Below are 15,517 nucleotides of genomic sequence, written 5' to 3'. Positions count from 1 at the left end.
TTTTCTTCGGGGGTTACGCTCAAAAATGGCTTAGAAACTAACCATTATTCCAATCTATTTTTCTTGACACAAACATAACCGTTGCTAATATTATGAACAAACCAATACTGCCTACTAAAAGTGCGTAATTTTCTAACTGAATAATGACATAAATAAAAGTGTAAAGAGCCATTAATGAGAATCCTATGAATAATGGGAATTTGTATGTTTTTAAAATGGATTTAGAGTATAGTGTAATAAGTACTACGACCGAAATACCCGCAATTAGATATGCTTTTAAGAAGTTGCTGTGTTCTGAAATTGATACCAATAGCGTGTAAAACATGGTTAAGGCTATTCCTATCATTAAATATTGAAACGGATGAATATCTATTTTGCTTAAAGTTTGAATTAAAAAGAAAATTAAAAAAGTAAGTCCAATTACTAAAAAACCGTACTTAGCTGAACGCTCACTTTGTTGAAATTCATCTACCATAACCATGAATTTTGTGCCAAATGCAAACTCGCTAAGATTTGGTATTTTATTGAGGTGTTGTTGTGAGAAAGCACGGTTAATATGAAGTACTTTCCAATCGGCTTTAAAACCATCTTTTGTTATTGTTTTTGTTTCATCGTTAGGTAAATAATTACCCATAAAACTTGGGTCTGCCCAATTAGAAGTCATGTGCATAGTGGTTGTTTTTCCAATAGGAATAAGCTCTATTTGTTTGCTACCATTAAAAGCAATTGAGATACTAAAGTTTGCATTTGCATTTTTTGATATTGCATCGGGATTTATGAAATCGGTTTCTAAAGCATCTAAATATGTGTTGTTGTTTTTGGAATTTTCATCATAGTTTGTTTGAAACGCATAAGTTTCATCATTAAGTTTTAAATGCATTTCACTTTTAATGCCTTTGAGGTTAGAGGTTTGAATAATTACGGTTGCTTTATCCCATATAATGTCTTCTTTTTTTATGTCTTTTGAATTTAAATCTGTTGGAATGTAGAATCCTGAAAAATCCATATTTGTTGTAAAAACAGCAGATTCAAAATTACCTCTAGTTAATTTTTTTGAATTTACTTTTACATCTGATTTCAGTATTTCCGGAAAAATATAAGCGTAGTTTATTTCGGTTTTGGTTTCTTTTAAATAAGTTTTTGTTTTTTCGTTAAATATATTTGTTTCGATAAATGTTTTGTAGGGTAATTTTAAAATTGGTCCATAAACCAGTACGTTGTTTCCCCATTTTTCATTTATTTCGTTTACAACATCTTGTTGCCTGAAAGAACGTTCACGAATAAGACTTTCAATAAAAGATAAAGGTATTAGTAAAATGATAATTAAAAAACCTACCATAAGCATACGTGCAGTGATGGATGTTTTTAGCCAATTGCCAAATTTGTTTTGAGGTTGTGGGTTTGTGTTTTCCATAATTATTAAATTTAAAGTACTTTGTATTTCAAAGTAAAAGATTAAAATTTTTTGTTAATGTTTATTTATTAATTTTTCAAGAGCATCAATGTGCTTTTTAAATTCAAGTTCACCTAGTTTGGTTGTTGTGTATCGGGTATTGGGTTTTCTGCCTATAAATTGTTTTTCAACTTTAATATATTCTGCGGTTTCTAACGCTTTTGTGTGGCTTGCTAAATTACCATCGGTTGCACCTAAAAGGTCTTTAAGCATATTAAAATCGGCATACTCATTCACCATCAAAACAGACATAATGCCTAATCTAATACGATGATCAAATACTTTATTTATGTTGTTTATAATGCTCATTATTTAACTTCCTGCTAAAGCTGTTCCAAAAATTCCAACGGCAAGTTCTAACCAAATTAGTTTAAAAAATAATAGTATAATGACGAGTAAAATTAATCGTTTTTGTTTTTTCTTTATAACATTTAATGTTAATTCAATAAAAAAAACAGTGCTAAATAATAATACTCCAGCAATCATAAAATCTAATAATGTCCAATTTACTTCATTTGTAAATTGCATTGCAATAAAAGGTGTTAATAATAACATTATGGCTATTATTAAAAAAACTAGTATTCTTTTGTTTTTTAAAATCATTTGATTGTTAAGTAAGTTAATTGCTTCTATCATACTTAAAATGCATCCATGTACCATAAACAATATGCATAATACCGAAGCCTAAAACCCAAAGCCAAAACCCATATCCTGGCATAAGGGCAGCAATTAAGCCTAAAATAATTTCAGTGTAACCTAAATAGCGAATATCGCCAATGCTATATTTTGATGCATTAACCAAAGCTAAGCCATAAAAAATAAGCATTAATGCGCCAGTTTGCCCATATTTTTCATTGCTTAACATGATTAAAATATACAAACCACCTGCAATTAATGGAATTAAAAAGTTAATTACCAGACGTTTTGAAGTTGCGTCCCAAATTTTAGTATTGTGTTTTTTTGCTTTTCTGGTAGTTAGTATTATGCCTGTTATAACACTCAATAAAGCTACCAAAAATAGTATTATTAAGCATAATCTAAATATTTTTCCATCTAGAATAAGATAGCCTCTTACCGATGTTGTAACCAACCAATAAGCAATTGTAGCACCAATAAGTGCATAAATACCAGCCATAATACCCGATAAACCACTTAGTGAAATAAAGCGAGACGATTTATTCATTAAATCTTTAATCTCGCTTAGGTCTTTTAAATAATCTTTTGATTCCATATAAAAGTACTTTGAAAAACAAAGTAAATAAATATTTTTGAAATCAGCATCATAAATTTTTGTTAAGTTTGAAGATAAATAATTTGCATTTATTGTGAAGCCAGTAGATGAATACTTTATAAGTCAAAAAGAGCCATACCAATCTATAATGCTATATGTGCGAAGTGTTATTTTAAGCACTTTGCCAGAAGTAGAAGAGCGGTATAGTTATAAAATTCCATTTTATAATATTGAAAAAAAGCCAATGCTATATCTTAATATTTTGAAAGGAACTAATTATGTAGATGTGGCTTTTGTACAAGGAATTCTTTTAGAAAAACAATTTCCTAGTCTTAAAAATAATAATAAAAGAAAACAAGTTCGATCTATTCAATTAAAAACAATTGAAGATTTAGATCATCAAAATTTTAAAGCTTTATTATATGAAGCTTCAGCTTTAATTAAGAAAAGTAAAAAAGCTTGGTTTCTTTAAATTTTAAAAATACCACCAAAAGCAATAATACGCTGTAAATACAAGAAGTGTTGCGATGCGCTTTCGGCTGTATTGCTAGTTGTTCTAATATCGGGCATGTTTATATAACCACCTTTTAAATCTAATTGCATAAAAAAGTGTTTAAAAAAGGTAAGGTTTAATCCCGCATTTATTGAAACACAATAACCAGCCAAATGAAACTCATCATATCTATCCTTATCAAGTAAAGTGGTATTTGTTTTAGGGTAAAGAATGCCGCCTCCAACACCTTCGGTAAGGTTAATTTGAAACTTATCGGTGTTTGGCAGATTAAAAATCGAAGAGATATCATCAAAACGAGCAAATTCAGCATAAACATAATTTAAACCGTTTGTATGTTCAAATTGTAAAAAATCATCAGATAAAAGAACATCGTCGTTGTTATAAGTTCCATTATAAATAGCACCAGGTTCTGTGCTTGGAAGATTTATATATCCACTAACTGCTTTGGTATTGTGCGTCATAACATATTTCATATGGTCTGCGCCTAGTGAAACAGTGTAATGGTCATTTATAAAATAACCAACTTTAAAGTTGGTTTGTGGTATGGTAATTCTGGTTGGATTAATATAATCAATATGCCAACCTTTAGGTTTGTCTTTAGCATCGGCATCTTTAATAATAAAATCATAATCTTCACCTTTAAAATGAATATCCGATTTTGAAAAACTTTCTCTATTTCCACCCCAACTTATAAAAAATTTTCCTTTGTTTGATGTGGTGTATTTTACTGCTTCAGCATCTTGTGCTATTATATTCAGTGTAAACAAAAAAATGATAGCACCTAATAGGTTTTTAAATATAAAAAGTTTCATTAAGTAGGTTGTAATTAAAGTGAATTAACGGTTTTTCTAATGGCTACTAAATTGGTAAGTAACTTTTCTAGGTTATCTAAATGTAACATGTTAGCACCATCGCTTTTCGCATTTGCAGGGTCGAAATGCGTTTCAATAAATAAACCATCAACATTATTTACAATTCCTGCACGGGCTATGGTTTCAATCATATCTGGCCGTCCGCCTGTTACGCCAGCTATTTGATTTGGTTGTTGTAGCGAATGTGTAACATCCAAAACCGTTGGGGCATATTGGCGCATTGTTGGAATGCCACGAAAATCTACAATCATATCTTGGTAGCCAAACATAGTGCCTCTATCGGTTATCCATGCTTTGTTATTACCAGAATCGTGAATTTTTTGAACCGCATGTTTCATAGATTCCGGACTCATAAATTGTCCTTTTTTTAAGTTTATTACTTTGTTAGTTTCTGCGGCAGCTACTAACAAATCTGTTTGACGAACTAAAAACGCTGGAATTTGCAACACATCAACAAACTGAGCTGCTAAATGGGCATCGCTAATTTCATGAATATCAGTTACTGTTGGTACATCAAAAGTTTCAGATACTTTTTTAAGAATTTTTAAAGCTTTTTCATCGCCAATACCTGTAAAACTATCTACTCTGCTTCGGTTTGCTTTTTTAAAACTACCCTTAAAAACATAAGGAATTTCTAATTTATTGGTAATAGAAACTACTTTTTCTGCAATGCGAAGAGCCATATCTTCACCTTCAATGGCGCACGGACCACATAAAAGGAAAAAGTTATTTGCGTTTGTATGTTTTATTTTAGGAATATCTTGAAGATTCATCAGCTTAAAATTTAAGCGACAAATATAATCAAATTAAAAGCTTTTTGTCATACTATTTCTTATTATCCACAAAGCCATTATGAAGTTTGTAAAAACAAATAAACCACCACTTATTATAAAATTTTTGGTGTTGTTACTTAGTTTTATAAAGTCAATAATATCAAACAAATAGACCAAAATTAAGTAAGAAGATAGGCAAACAAAAGTAATTCCTAGCGTGAAGTTTAGCTTTTTACTAGGCTTTATAATTTGATACAAAAACGGAATACCAAAAAATAAAATAGGATACGCAGTTATACCTTCACTTTTATTAATGTTAGTAAACCAATAAATAACAACCGTTATAAAATAAAGGTAAGGTATAAATTTTGTATAATTGCTAAGGTGTTTCATGATATAAATTGCTTAAAATTAAGTATTTATATGTAATTTTAAGCATATTTTTAAAAAGTTTTAGTTACTAATTAAACGAGTGAAAACCGCAAAAAGTTTTCAAAACTATCAATTATAACATTTAATTAACTAAATATTATAGCAGTATAGTAGAAATTTTAAAATATAGCGTACCTTTGCACGCTTAAAATAAGGCACTATTATGGCTAATATTAAAAACATTGCAATTATTGCACACGTTGACCACGGCAAGACTACGTTGGTTGATAAAATTATGTACCACTGTCAATTGTTCCGTGAAAACGAGAATACAGGCGATTTAATTTTAGATAATAACGATTTGGAGCGTGAAAGAGGTATTACAATTACATCTAAAAACGTTTCTGTAATATACAAAGACACTAAAATTAATATTATCGACACACCAGGTCACGCGGATTTTGGAGGCGAAGTAGAGCGTGTACTAAACATGGCAGATGGTGTACTTTTATTAGTAGATGCCTTTGAAGGACCAATGCCACAAACGCGTTTTGTATTGCAAAAAGCGATTGATTTAGGTTTAAAACCATGCGTTGTTGTAAATAAAGTTGATAAAGAAAACTGTACACCAGAAGAAGTACATGAAAAAGTATTCGACTTAATGTTTGAATTAGGTGCTGAAGAATGGCAGTTAGATTTTCCAACAGTTTACGGTTCAGCTAAAAATAACTGGATGAGTGACGATTGGAAAAACCAAACCGAAAACATCGAGCCTTTGCTAGATATGGTTATTCAGCATATTCCTGCACCAAAAATTGAAGAAGGAACAACACAAATGTTAATTACATCTTTAGATTTCTCTAGTTTTACTGGGCGAATTGCTATTGGTCGTTTAACAAGAGGTAGTTTAAAAGTTGGGCAAAACATTTCTTTAGTAAAAAGAGATGGTAAAGTTGTTAAAAATAAAATTAAAGAGCTTCATATTTTTGAAGGTCTTGGACGTATAAAAGTAGACGAAGTTCAAACAGGTGATATTTGTGCTATAGTTGGTTTAGAAGGTTTTGAAATTGGTGATACTGTTGCAGATTTTGAAAACCCTCAAGGTTTAAAAACCATTGCTATTGATGAGCCAACTATGAGTATGTTGTTTACAATAAACGATTCTCCTTTCTTCGGAAAAGATGGAAAGTTTGTAACATCGCGTCATATTAAGGATCGTTTAACAAAAGAACTTGAAAAGAATTTAGCACTTAGAGTACAAGAAACAGATAGTGCTGATAAATTTATGGTTTTTGGTCGTGGTGTACTGCATTTATCAGTTTTAATTGAAACCATGCGTCGTGAAGGTTATGAGTTACAAATTGGTCAGCCACAGGTAATTATAAAAGAAATTGATGGTGTTAAATGTGAGCCAGTTGAAGAAATGACAATCGATTTACCTGAAAATGTTTCAGGAAAAGCAATTGAAATGGTAACACTTCGTAAAGGTGAAATGTTAAGTATGGAAGCAAAAGGCGAGCGTATGGTTTGCCAATTCATGATTCCGTCTAGAGGTATCATTGGTTTAAGAAATCAATTATTAACGGCAACTGCTGGTGAAGCAATTATGGCACACCGTTTTAAAGAATATCAACCATTAAAAGGTGGTATTCCAGAACGCCAAAACGGTTCGTTAGTTTCTATGGAAAAAGGGCAAGCCATTCCATATTCTATTGATAAGTTACAAGATAGAGGTAAGTTTTTTGTGGATCCGGGTGAAGATATTTACGAAGGTCAAGTAATTGGTGAAAACTCGCGTGGTGATGATATGACGGTAAACGTAACCAAAACTAAAAAGTTAAGTAATGTACGTTCATCTGGTGCCGATGATAAAGCTAGAATTATTCCAGCAATTAAATTTTCATTAGAAGAAGCCTTAGAATATATTCAAAAAGATGAGTATGTTGAGGTGACACCAAACCACTTACGCATACGTAAAATCTATTTAACAGAAGTAGATAGAAAACGATATAAAATTATATAATATGGAATTCTTAGGAATTTCATATGTAGAATGGATTGGGTATGCTGCTATGGCTACGGTATTAATTTCATTCTTAATGAAATCTGTTAATAAATTACGAATAGTAAACTCCTTAGGGTGTTTACTATTTGTGCTTTATGGGGTTATGTTAGCACCTTTATCAAAGCCCATTATTATTACAAATACCGCTATTTTTTTTATTAATATTTACTATTTAATTAAAAAATAAGTTAACTTTTTTAAATATATAATTTCTTACATTTTAAAATTGAAATTATATTGATACGTTAAATGATTTTGTATATTTGGTTTCTTTAACAAACAAAATAATATTTTTTTTCAAATTTATGTTATATGTACGTAGTTTGATTATTGAATTATTTTGCATAAACAACTGTAAACCTATATATTAATTGAAAAAATTAATAGATTATATAAATAATAACGTTTTAGTTAAAGTTACTTCGTTACAAGCTGCCTCAGTATTAACCAGAATAATTGCCGGAATATTAACTTCAAAGGCTATTGCTGTTTTTATTGGGCCAACAGGTTTAGCATTAATAGGTAATTTACGCAACTTTGTAAGTTCATTTCAAACCATTGCTATACTTGGTTTTTATAATGGTGCAGTAAAATACATTTCAGAGTTTAAAGATGATGTTGTAGCACTTAGCAAAACTATTTCGACCATCTTTTATGTAGGCTTTGTGTCAACTATTTTAGTGTCTTTTTTCTGTTATTTTAATGCAGATTTAATAAACAATATCATATTTCCTGTTTATAATAATTACGCTTTTGTAATTAAAATTTTTGCTATGGTATTGCCTTTTTATGCTTTAAATATGTTTTCATTTTCTATAATGAACGGTTTTTCAAAGTATAAAATACTTATTATAATCAACATAATAGGTCAAATTTTAGGTGTTTCCATCGCATTGTTGTTAATCTACCAAAATAAAATTAATGGCGCTTTAATATCGGTGGTTATAGCCGAATCTTTAATTTTCTTAATAACATTAGTAGGTATAACTAATAGACGAACTTTAGTACCATTAATAAAAGTTAATAGTATTAGTTTTAGTTTTCTAAAAAAAATGAGCACTTATACGCTAATGGCTCTTTTTTCAGCTATTATAATGCCATTAATTGCTATTGCTATACGCTCCTACATTATAGACAATATTGGGTATAAAGATGCTGGTTTTTGGGAAGCGATGACACGCATATCTAAATATTACTTAATGTTAGTTAGCTCGTTAATGGCACTTTATATATTACCACGATTTTCTGAAATTGACGATGTTAAAGAGTTTAGAAAAGAAGTATTTAGTTTTTATAAAACAGTTATTCCTTTTTTGGCCATTGGGTTAGTAGCTATATTTTTATTAAAACCATATATTGTAACTATTATATTTTCAGAAGATTTTAAACCTGTTGAAGATTTGTTTTTATGGCAATTGTTGGGCGATTTTGTAAAAGTATTATCTATGGTGATAGCCTACCAGTTTTTAGCCAAAAAAATGTTTTGGCATTACATTTTAACCGAAGCTTTTTTGGTAGTCATTTTATATGCCACAAGCGTTTATTTTATTGATTTATACGATAATGTAAAAGGCGCAGTTATCGCACATTTTGTAAGCTATATTATGTATTACGGTATTATTTTACTAATATTTGGTAGTTCGCTTTTTGGAGTAGATACTGAAAATAATGAAAAAAGTTAAGTATTATGTTATTTAGCGTTATTAATATTTGTTTTATATAAAAATATGTCTGAAAAATCTACCATGTATAAAATAGTAAAATATACAAGAGATTATTATGACGAGTGGAATAGTTTTATTGAAAACTCAAAAAATGCTACATTTCTTTTTCATAGAGATTTTATGGAGTATCATTCAGATAGGTTTGAGGATTTTTCATTGTTGGCTTATAAAAAAAATAAATTAGTTGCTGTTTTACCTGCAAACAAGAATGGAAAAGATGTTTATTCGCATCAAGGGCTTACCTATGGAGGCGTGGTTTTAGAAAAAGAAGTGAAGTTTGAAATTGTTGTTGAAATTTTTAAAAATATACTCAAATATTTAGAAACTCAATCTGTTAAAAATCTAATTATAAAACAAATTCCATCTATTTATATAACAAATACTAATGATGAAATTCTGTATCTAATGTTTGTTTTAAAGGCAGAATTGCTTAAAAGAGATACTTTATCTGTAGTTAACTTATTTGAAAGGTTAAAAATATCCAATAATCGATTAGAAGGATTTAAAAGAGGAGAAAAGAATGGTTTAGTTATTAGAGAAGAAGATACTTTTGAATTATTTTGGAACGACATTTTAATAAAAAATCTAAAGAAAAAACATAATGCTTCACCAGTACACAGTCTTGAGGAGATGACGTTATTAAAAAGACGTTTCCCAAATAACATCAAGCAATTTAATGTCTACAAAGACAATAAAATTGTTGCAGGTACTACTGTTTTCGAATCAAAATATGTGGCACATTCTCAATATATATCTGGTGATGAAAGTAAAAATTCATTAGGAAGTTTGGATTTTTTGCATATATATTTAATAAACGAGGTATTTAAAGAAAAAAAATATTTTGATTTTGGAATCTCTAATGAAAATTATGGGTTGCAAATAAATAAGGGATTACAGTTTTGGAAGGAAGGTTTTGGCGCAAGAACAATTACTCAAGACTTTTATAAAGTTAAAACAAAAAACCATGCCATTTTAAACGATATTTTTCTATGATACAGTTTTTAGACTTACATAAAATAAACGCCCGTTTTCAATTAGAGTTTCAACATAAATTTAACGAATTTTTAAATTCAGGACATTATATTCTTGGAAAAGAAGTAGCTGCATTTGAAAAAAACTTTGCCAATTATTGTGGAACAAAATACTGTATAGGTGTAAGTAATGGATTGGATGCGCTTATTTTAATTTTTCAGGCATATTTAGAGTTAGGTGTTTTAAAAAAAAATGATGAAGTTATAGTGCCAGCAAACACGTTCATTGCCACTATTATAGCTATTGAAAAAACGGGTTTAAAACCTGTTTTGGTAGAACCAGACATTAACATCTATACACTGTCAGTCTTAGAAATTGAAAAGCACATAACTACTAGAACAAAAGCTATTTTAGTGGTGCATTTGTACGGAATGCTTGCAGAAATGGAATTAATAAGCAGCGTTGTAAAAAAAAATAATTTATTGCTTATTGAAGATGCAGCGCAAGCCCATGGTGCCAAAAATCAACAAGGTATAAAAGCGGGAAATCTTTCAAATGCAGCAGCATTTAGCTTTTATCCAAGTAAAAATTTAGGTGCATTAGGTGATGCTGGTGCAATTACTACCAACAGTGAACTTTTAAACAATACCATTATTAAGCTGAGAAATTACGGAACTTCTTCTAAATATGTTTACGATTTTATTGGCAATAACAACAGGCTCGATGAAATTCAAGCAGCGTTTTTAAACATAAAATTAAAATGTTTAGATGAAGATAACAGTAAACGGCGCAAAATTGCAAACCATTATTTATCAGGAATCACAAATAAAAAAGTAAAACTTCCTTTTTATAATCAATCATGCAATCATGTATTTTATGCGTTTGTGCTTATGGTAGAAAATAGACAAAGTTTTATAGATTTTCTTTATAAAAATAATATTGAAACATTAATTCATTACCCCATTCCACCACATAAGCAGCAAGCCTTTTCACATTTAAAAGCAAGCGCCTTGCCAATTACGGAAATGATACACCATCAAATAGTAAGCATTCCTATAAGTCCAGTAATGACATCAAAAGAGGTGGAAAAAGTTATAAAAACAATTAACAATTATTCATAAATTGAAATTTGTACTCTTTTGTGAAAAATTTTAAAAGAATTTTGAAAAGCAACCTTATTCTAAAGATTACCTCTTTAAATACTATTGTTATAGCTATTAGGCTTGTAATTTCATTGATTATACAACGGGTATTGGCAGTTTCTTTTGGTGAAGTGGGTATTGCAAAAATAGGGCAGATTAGAAATTTAATGCAAATTATAACCAGTACTGCTTCATTAGGAACTTTTAATGGAATCGTAAAATATGTTTCAGAATTTACCGAAAAAAAAGAAAAGCTCAATAGGTTTTTTAATACAGCATTTGTTTTTGGTTTTATAGGCTCATTTTTGTCGGCAACCATTATTTTCTTTAGAGCTTCTTGGATTACTCAATCATTGTTTGGCAATTTGGATTTTCTTGAGCTGATAAAAATTTTAGCCATTTTACCACCCGTTATAGCAATTAATATGATTTTTGGTGGACTCATTAACGGATTGTCCGATTATAAAAAATATGCTAAAATTGAGTTAGTCAGTTATTTGCTTTCAGCCTTGCTATTGTTAGTTTTTTTGTACAATTATCAATTAAAAGGCGTTTTGTTTTCTATTATTTTAACACCTATTCTACACCTATTTGTAATCTTATATATTTTTGGAAGTACTATAAAAAAACATATTAATGTTAAAAATTTAAAAGTTGAAATTCCATTCGCTAAAGAAATATTAGGATTTACCCTGATGTCGTTCGTGTCTTCCATATTATTGAATTATGTAGAGCTTGATATTAGGACAACCATAACTAATAAAATAAGCGCCAATGAAGCTGGTTATTGGACTGCCATGACTTTTATTTCCAAAAACTACATGGTGTTTTCATCTGGATTATTTACACTGTATGTAATTCCAAAATTTGCTCGAATTCATGAAGGTAGCGTGTTTAAAAAAGAAGTAATATATATATATAAAACCTTATTGCCGCTTTTTGGGTTAGGTATGTTATTGGTTTATTTTTTTAGAAAACTGGTTATAGAAGTTGTTTATCCTAACTTTTTAGGCTTAGAACCCTTGTTTAAATGGCAGCTAATAGGAGATTTTATTCGGTTGGCAGCATTGGTAGTATCGCATCAATTTTTAGCTAAAAAAATGGTAAAAACTTTTATAATTACCGAATTTTTGTCTTTGGGGTTATTTTACGTATTAGCTAGATACTTGGTAGTGGTTTATGGAGCCGAAGGTGTAGTGATGGCACATTTATATAGATACATTATTTATTTTTTTATTGTAATATTAGCAGTTTGGAACTATTTTAAAAGACAAAAAAACAACCTTGGTTATGAATAAAATATGCAAGTTATATATTGATGATAAGTTATTTGAATTTCAAGTAGAAGGAAATTTTTTTTGGGGAAATGAAGGGCTTTTATATAAAGAAGAAGAGAATGTTATTTCCAAAATGCCATGGAAACAAGATGGCTATGCTGTTGTGAATTTATTTCAAGCAGACGAGTTTTTGAAATTGAAAAAATCTATTGAAGAAAATATTATCAAGGCCTTACAACAGCAAAATATTGAATTTGATGAAGAGAATTTCACACTTGAAAATTACCATGAATTTGTAACTACAAACGAAGAACACAACAAAGTTATAGAAGTAACTCGAAGCCTTGAAAACGAGAATTTTGATTTTGATATTGATGTTTTGGCAGAACGATTAGGTGCTATCTTGGGTTATAAATTAACATCTTGGGTAGAAGAACTAAAAAAGTCACACCTCCAAATTAGAATTAGTAGACCAAATTCTTTAGACATTAATCCGCCGCATAGAGATGGTTATTTAAGTTATTGGGAAAATATAATAAATGTTTGGATGCCTATAGCTGGCTGCAACGAAAAATCGTCATTACCCGTTTTTCCTAAAAGTCATTTGATTCCTGAAAACAATATTTTAAGAACAGAAAGTAAAGGTGCTAAAATAAATGGAAACACTTATTATGTACCCTGTATTTTAGAAACAAAAAACAGACCTATTAAAATGCTAAGACCTAATCCAAAACAGGGGGAAGTTTTAATTTTTACTCCCTATTTAATTCATGGAGCAGGAGTTAATTTAAATGATAATATAACTAGGGTAGCTTTAGAATTAAGATTTCCAAAACTGGAAAACTAAATTTTAGATTGCCATTTTTCTAGGTATAGCTTAGCACTATCAATGTAGTTATGTTGTTTTTCAATAAATTCTCTAGCATTATTAGATATCTCCAAAATTTTATTGGGATTTAGCAGTAGCCATTCTAATTTTTCGGCAATTTTTTGTGCGTCAGGCAAAGCATTTATGGCTACAGTATCTTCCTTTAAATTATAATAATCTAGCCATTCTTGTTCAGCTCCAGTAAAAACCACCTTGCCTTTAGCCATGGCTTCCAATGCATTAAAACCTTGGTCGTAAGCATATACTTGGTCTAATAAAATATGGGCTTCATCAAATTTGGTTATGTATTCATTATATGGCAAACTTTCTACAGTAATTATTTTTATAAGATTGCTATATTTTTGTTCTATAATATGTAGTGCTGCTTCAAAAATATCATTTCCTTTCTTGTAATAATTTTCTCTATTAATTCCATGGAAGATTACAATTTTACCATTAATATTTAAATTAATTTTTTTTAATTTTTTAATTTGTATGGGGTTGGGTACCAATCCTAAATACTTTGGGTTTTCAATTAAAGGTATGTGATAATCTAAATCGGACGCAATGATGCCTTTTATGTTTTTGTAGACAAAATCGTGTAAATTTTTATAAGGCTTTTCAATACGCATTAGTATATGTTGAAAATCTTTTTTAGAAACTCTACTTTCAAAATAGGGAGTTAATATAGAATACCTAAACTTTTTTAAATATGCATAATTAACACTTATATAGTCTGTGCCGCAAGACAATAAAAAAACGTTTGGGTTGTGTTTAAAAATAAATGATAATAATGTAGTTTCTGTCTTGGTAACAGTTAAAAAGGGACTTTCATTAATTAATTGTACAACATCAAAATTTTTGAATTTATTTTTATGATGGTTGAATTGTATTTGGGTTAAAACAGAAGCTAAATCAATACGAAAAACCCTGAAAATAATTTTTTTAATAATAGATAAAAACCCTGTTCTAAAGTACCATTTTAGGTTTATATCAACCATTCTTTTTTTAAATCCATCGCCCATACCAACAACCAAAACTTCGTGATTTAAAGCTTCAAGACCTTCTTTTAAAGTGTAATGAGATGAATTATATTCTCCTATCAATAAAATTTTCATTAAAATGATTAGTTTTGATGCAAATGTATTTAATTAATTTAAAGTCCTAACCATTAAATGAAGAAGATATGCATCGTAACAACTTCACTGGGTAGAGGTGGAGCAGAACGGTTTAGCGGTATGCTTTCTCAAATACTCGACCAATTAAATTTCGATGTTCATGTTCTTACTACAAAAAACGTAGTGAAATATACATATGCTGGTAAGCTTTTTAATGTGGAATTGACATTAAATGGTTCTAAAAATGGTTTAAAAAAACTACGGTTATTAAAACAATATTTTAAAGAAAATAAGTTTGATGTAATAATAGATAACAGACCTCGAAGTGTCTTCTTTAAGGAATACATAATTTATAAGTATTTATTTAAAGCGGAAAAAATTTTGCCAATAATACATAGCTATAATATAAAAAACTATATTCCTAACAACAGGTTTTTAGCAAGGGTTTTATATGCTGATATTTATCGTATTGTTTGCGTAAGCAAAAAAATTAAAAATGAAATTAGAGAACAGTATGATTTGAAAAATGTAATTGCTATTTATAATCCTGTTGATTTTGATTGGATTATGAAAAAGGCAAATGAACCTATTTTTTTTAGAAAAAATAACAAATATATATTGTTTTTTGGAAGAGTTCAAGATCAATCAAAAAACTTAAGCCTATTGATTGATGCTTACAAAAATTCAAAATTAGCAAAAAAGAATATTTCGCTATTGATTTTAGGAAGTGGGGAGGATGTTAAACTTATTAAAGAAAGGGTAAAAAGAGCCTCATTAATAAGTCATGTGTTTTTCTTGTCGTTTACAGAAAATCCATACCCGTATGTTAAAAATGCCTTATTTACGGTTTTAACCAGTAGATATGAAGGGTTTCCACTCTCTTTAATAGAGTCATTGGCTTGTGGCACGCCAGTACTTTCGGTAGATTGTAATTCTGGTCCAAGCGAAGTAATAAAGAATAGGGAAAATGGTTTGCTGGTTGAAAATTACAACCAATCTGCAATATCTGACGCCATGAATGAACTTGTTGAAAATGAACAATTATATAATTATATAAAACAAAATACAGTAAATAGTATTAGCCATTTAAAAATAGAAACCATTGGAATGCAATGGAGAAAAATAATTGATTAAAT

At 29.4% G+C, this 15,517-nt stretch carries 16 protein-coding genes; 9 read left to right on the top strand and 7 right to left on the bottom strand.

Translation table 11 applies throughout. The annotated features are described in order from the left end of the window. Positions 1-37: 37 nt before the first annotated feature. From creD to ACFQ1R_RS15195, 4 genes are read right to left on the bottom strand one after another with little or no spacing between them, the layout of a single operon-like run. A complete protein-coding gene (gene creD, locus ACFQ1R_RS15210) occupies positions 38-1,414 on the bottom strand; it encodes a cell envelope integrity protein CreD (protein ID WP_379927128.1) in 1,377 nt (458 codons plus the stop codon). 54 nt (positions 1,415-1,468) lie between these two features. Further along, positions 1,469-1,762, bottom strand: coding sequence for a winged helix-turn-helix domain-containing protein (locus ACFQ1R_RS15205; protein WP_379927127.1), 294 nt, complete (start codon positions 1,760-1,762; stop codon positions 1,469-1,471). Between the two features lie 3 nt (positions 1,763-1,765). After that, positions 1,766-2,089 carry a hypothetical protein gene (locus ACFQ1R_RS15200; RefSeq protein WP_379927126.1) on the bottom strand — a complete coding sequence of 108 codons (324 nt, stop codon included), beginning with the start codon at positions 2,087-2,089 and terminating at the stop codon, positions 1,766-1,768. Beyond that, positions 2,073-2,684 carry a hypothetical protein gene (locus tag ACFQ1R_RS15195; RefSeq protein WP_379927125.1) on the bottom strand — a complete coding sequence of 204 codons (612 nt, stop codon included), beginning with the start codon at positions 2,682-2,684 and terminating at the stop codon, positions 2,073-2,075. Before ACFQ1R_RS15195 ends, ACFQ1R_RS15200 begins: the two co-directional genes overlap by 17 nt. Positions 2,685-2,778: 94 nt before the next feature. Here ACFQ1R_RS15195 and ACFQ1R_RS15190 point away from each other — a divergent pair, with 94 nt between their 5' ends. Then, positions 2,779-3,156: a DUF1801 domain-containing protein gene (locus tag ACFQ1R_RS15190; RefSeq protein WP_379927124.1), complete on the top strand. Its 378-nt coding sequence runs from the start codon at positions 2,779-2,781 to the stop codon at positions 3,154-3,156. On the opposite strand, the gene ACFQ1R_RS15185 is transcribed toward ACFQ1R_RS15190, so the two are convergent. Then, positions 3,153-4,010, bottom strand: coding sequence for a hypothetical protein (locus ACFQ1R_RS15185; protein WP_379927123.1), 858 nt, complete (start codon positions 4,008-4,010; stop codon positions 3,153-3,155). The two genes, ACFQ1R_RS15190 and ACFQ1R_RS15185, sit on opposite strands and share 4 nt — an antisense overlap. A gap of 14 nt (positions 4,011-4,024) precedes the next feature. Next, the gene (gene kdsA / locus ACFQ1R_RS15180; protein ID WP_379927122.1) at positions 4,025-4,843 is read right to left on the bottom strand and encodes a 3-deoxy-8-phosphooctulonate synthase; all 819 of its coding nucleotides are present in this window, start codon (positions 4,841-4,843) and stop codon (positions 4,025-4,027) included. Between the two features lie 595 nt (positions 4,844-5,438). Between kdsA and typA the strand changes: the two genes are divergently transcribed. The 7 genes from typA to ACFQ1R_RS15145 all read left to right on the top strand — a co-directional run bounded on the left by typA (position 5,439) and on the right by ACFQ1R_RS15145 (position 13,242). Further along, positions 5,439-7,238: a translational GTPase TypA gene (gene typA, locus ACFQ1R_RS15175; RefSeq protein ID WP_379927121.1), complete on the top strand. Its 1,800-nt coding sequence runs from the start codon at positions 5,439-5,441 to the stop codon at positions 7,236-7,238. A 1-nt stretch (position 7,239) separates the two neighbouring features. Then, positions 7,240-7,467 carry a uroporphyrinogen decarboxylase gene (locus tag ACFQ1R_RS15170; protein ID WP_379927120.1) on the top strand — a complete coding sequence of 76 codons (228 nt, stop codon included), beginning with the start codon at positions 7,240-7,242 and terminating at the stop codon, positions 7,465-7,467. A gap of 184 nt (positions 7,468-7,651) precedes the next feature. Next, positions 7,652-8,962 (top strand): O-antigen translocase, encoded by a 1,311-nt coding sequence (locus ACFQ1R_RS15165; RefSeq protein ID WP_379927119.1) that lies wholly within the window; start codon positions 7,652-7,654, stop codon positions 8,960-8,962. Positions 8,963-9,007: 45 nt separating this feature from the next. Then, positions 9,008-9,997 carry a GNAT family N-acetyltransferase gene (locus ACFQ1R_RS15160; protein WP_379927118.1) on the top strand — a complete coding sequence of 330 codons (990 nt, stop codon included), beginning with the start codon at positions 9,008-9,010 and terminating at the stop codon, positions 9,995-9,997. Beyond that, positions 9,994-11,097, top strand: coding sequence for a DegT/DnrJ/EryC1/StrS family aminotransferase (locus ACFQ1R_RS15155; RefSeq protein ID WP_379927117.1), 1,104 nt, complete (start codon positions 9,994-9,996; stop codon positions 11,095-11,097). The genes ACFQ1R_RS15160 and ACFQ1R_RS15155 overlap by 4 nt, the downstream gene beginning before the upstream one ends. A 41-nt stretch (positions 11,098-11,138) precedes the next feature. Beyond that, the gene (locus ACFQ1R_RS15150) at positions 11,139-12,416 is read left to right on the top strand and encodes an O-antigen translocase (RefSeq protein WP_379927116.1); all 1,278 of its coding nucleotides are present in this window, start codon (positions 11,139-11,141) and stop codon (positions 12,414-12,416) included. Further along, positions 12,409-13,242, top strand: coding sequence for a phytanoyl-CoA dioxygenase family protein (locus ACFQ1R_RS15145; RefSeq protein WP_379927115.1), 834 nt, complete (start codon positions 12,409-12,411; stop codon positions 13,240-13,242). The genes ACFQ1R_RS15150 and ACFQ1R_RS15145 overlap by 8 nt, the downstream gene beginning before the upstream one ends. Here ACFQ1R_RS15145 and ACFQ1R_RS15140 read toward each other — a convergent pair. After that, positions 13,239-14,381: a glycosyltransferase gene (locus ACFQ1R_RS15140; RefSeq protein WP_379927114.1), complete on the bottom strand. Its 1,143-nt coding sequence runs from the start codon at positions 14,379-14,381 to the stop codon at positions 13,239-13,241. The two genes, ACFQ1R_RS15145 and ACFQ1R_RS15140, sit on opposite strands and share 4 nt — an antisense overlap. Before the next feature lie 57 nt (positions 14,382-14,438). Between ACFQ1R_RS15140 and ACFQ1R_RS15135 the strand changes: the two genes are divergently transcribed. Beyond that, positions 14,439-15,515 carry a glycosyltransferase gene (locus ACFQ1R_RS15135; protein WP_379927113.1) on the top strand — a complete coding sequence of 359 codons (1,077 nt, stop codon included), beginning with the start codon at positions 14,439-14,441 and terminating at the stop codon, positions 15,513-15,515. Positions 15,516-15,517 lie beyond the last annotated feature (2 nt).

Origin of the sequence: Mariniflexile jejuense, assembly GCF_042675665.1 — a bacterium.
Taxonomy (GTDB): Bacteria; Bacteroidota; Bacteroidia; order Flavobacteriales; family Flavobacteriaceae; genus Mariniflexile; species Mariniflexile jejuense.
This window is presented reverse-complemented; position numbering and strand designations above follow the sequence as displayed.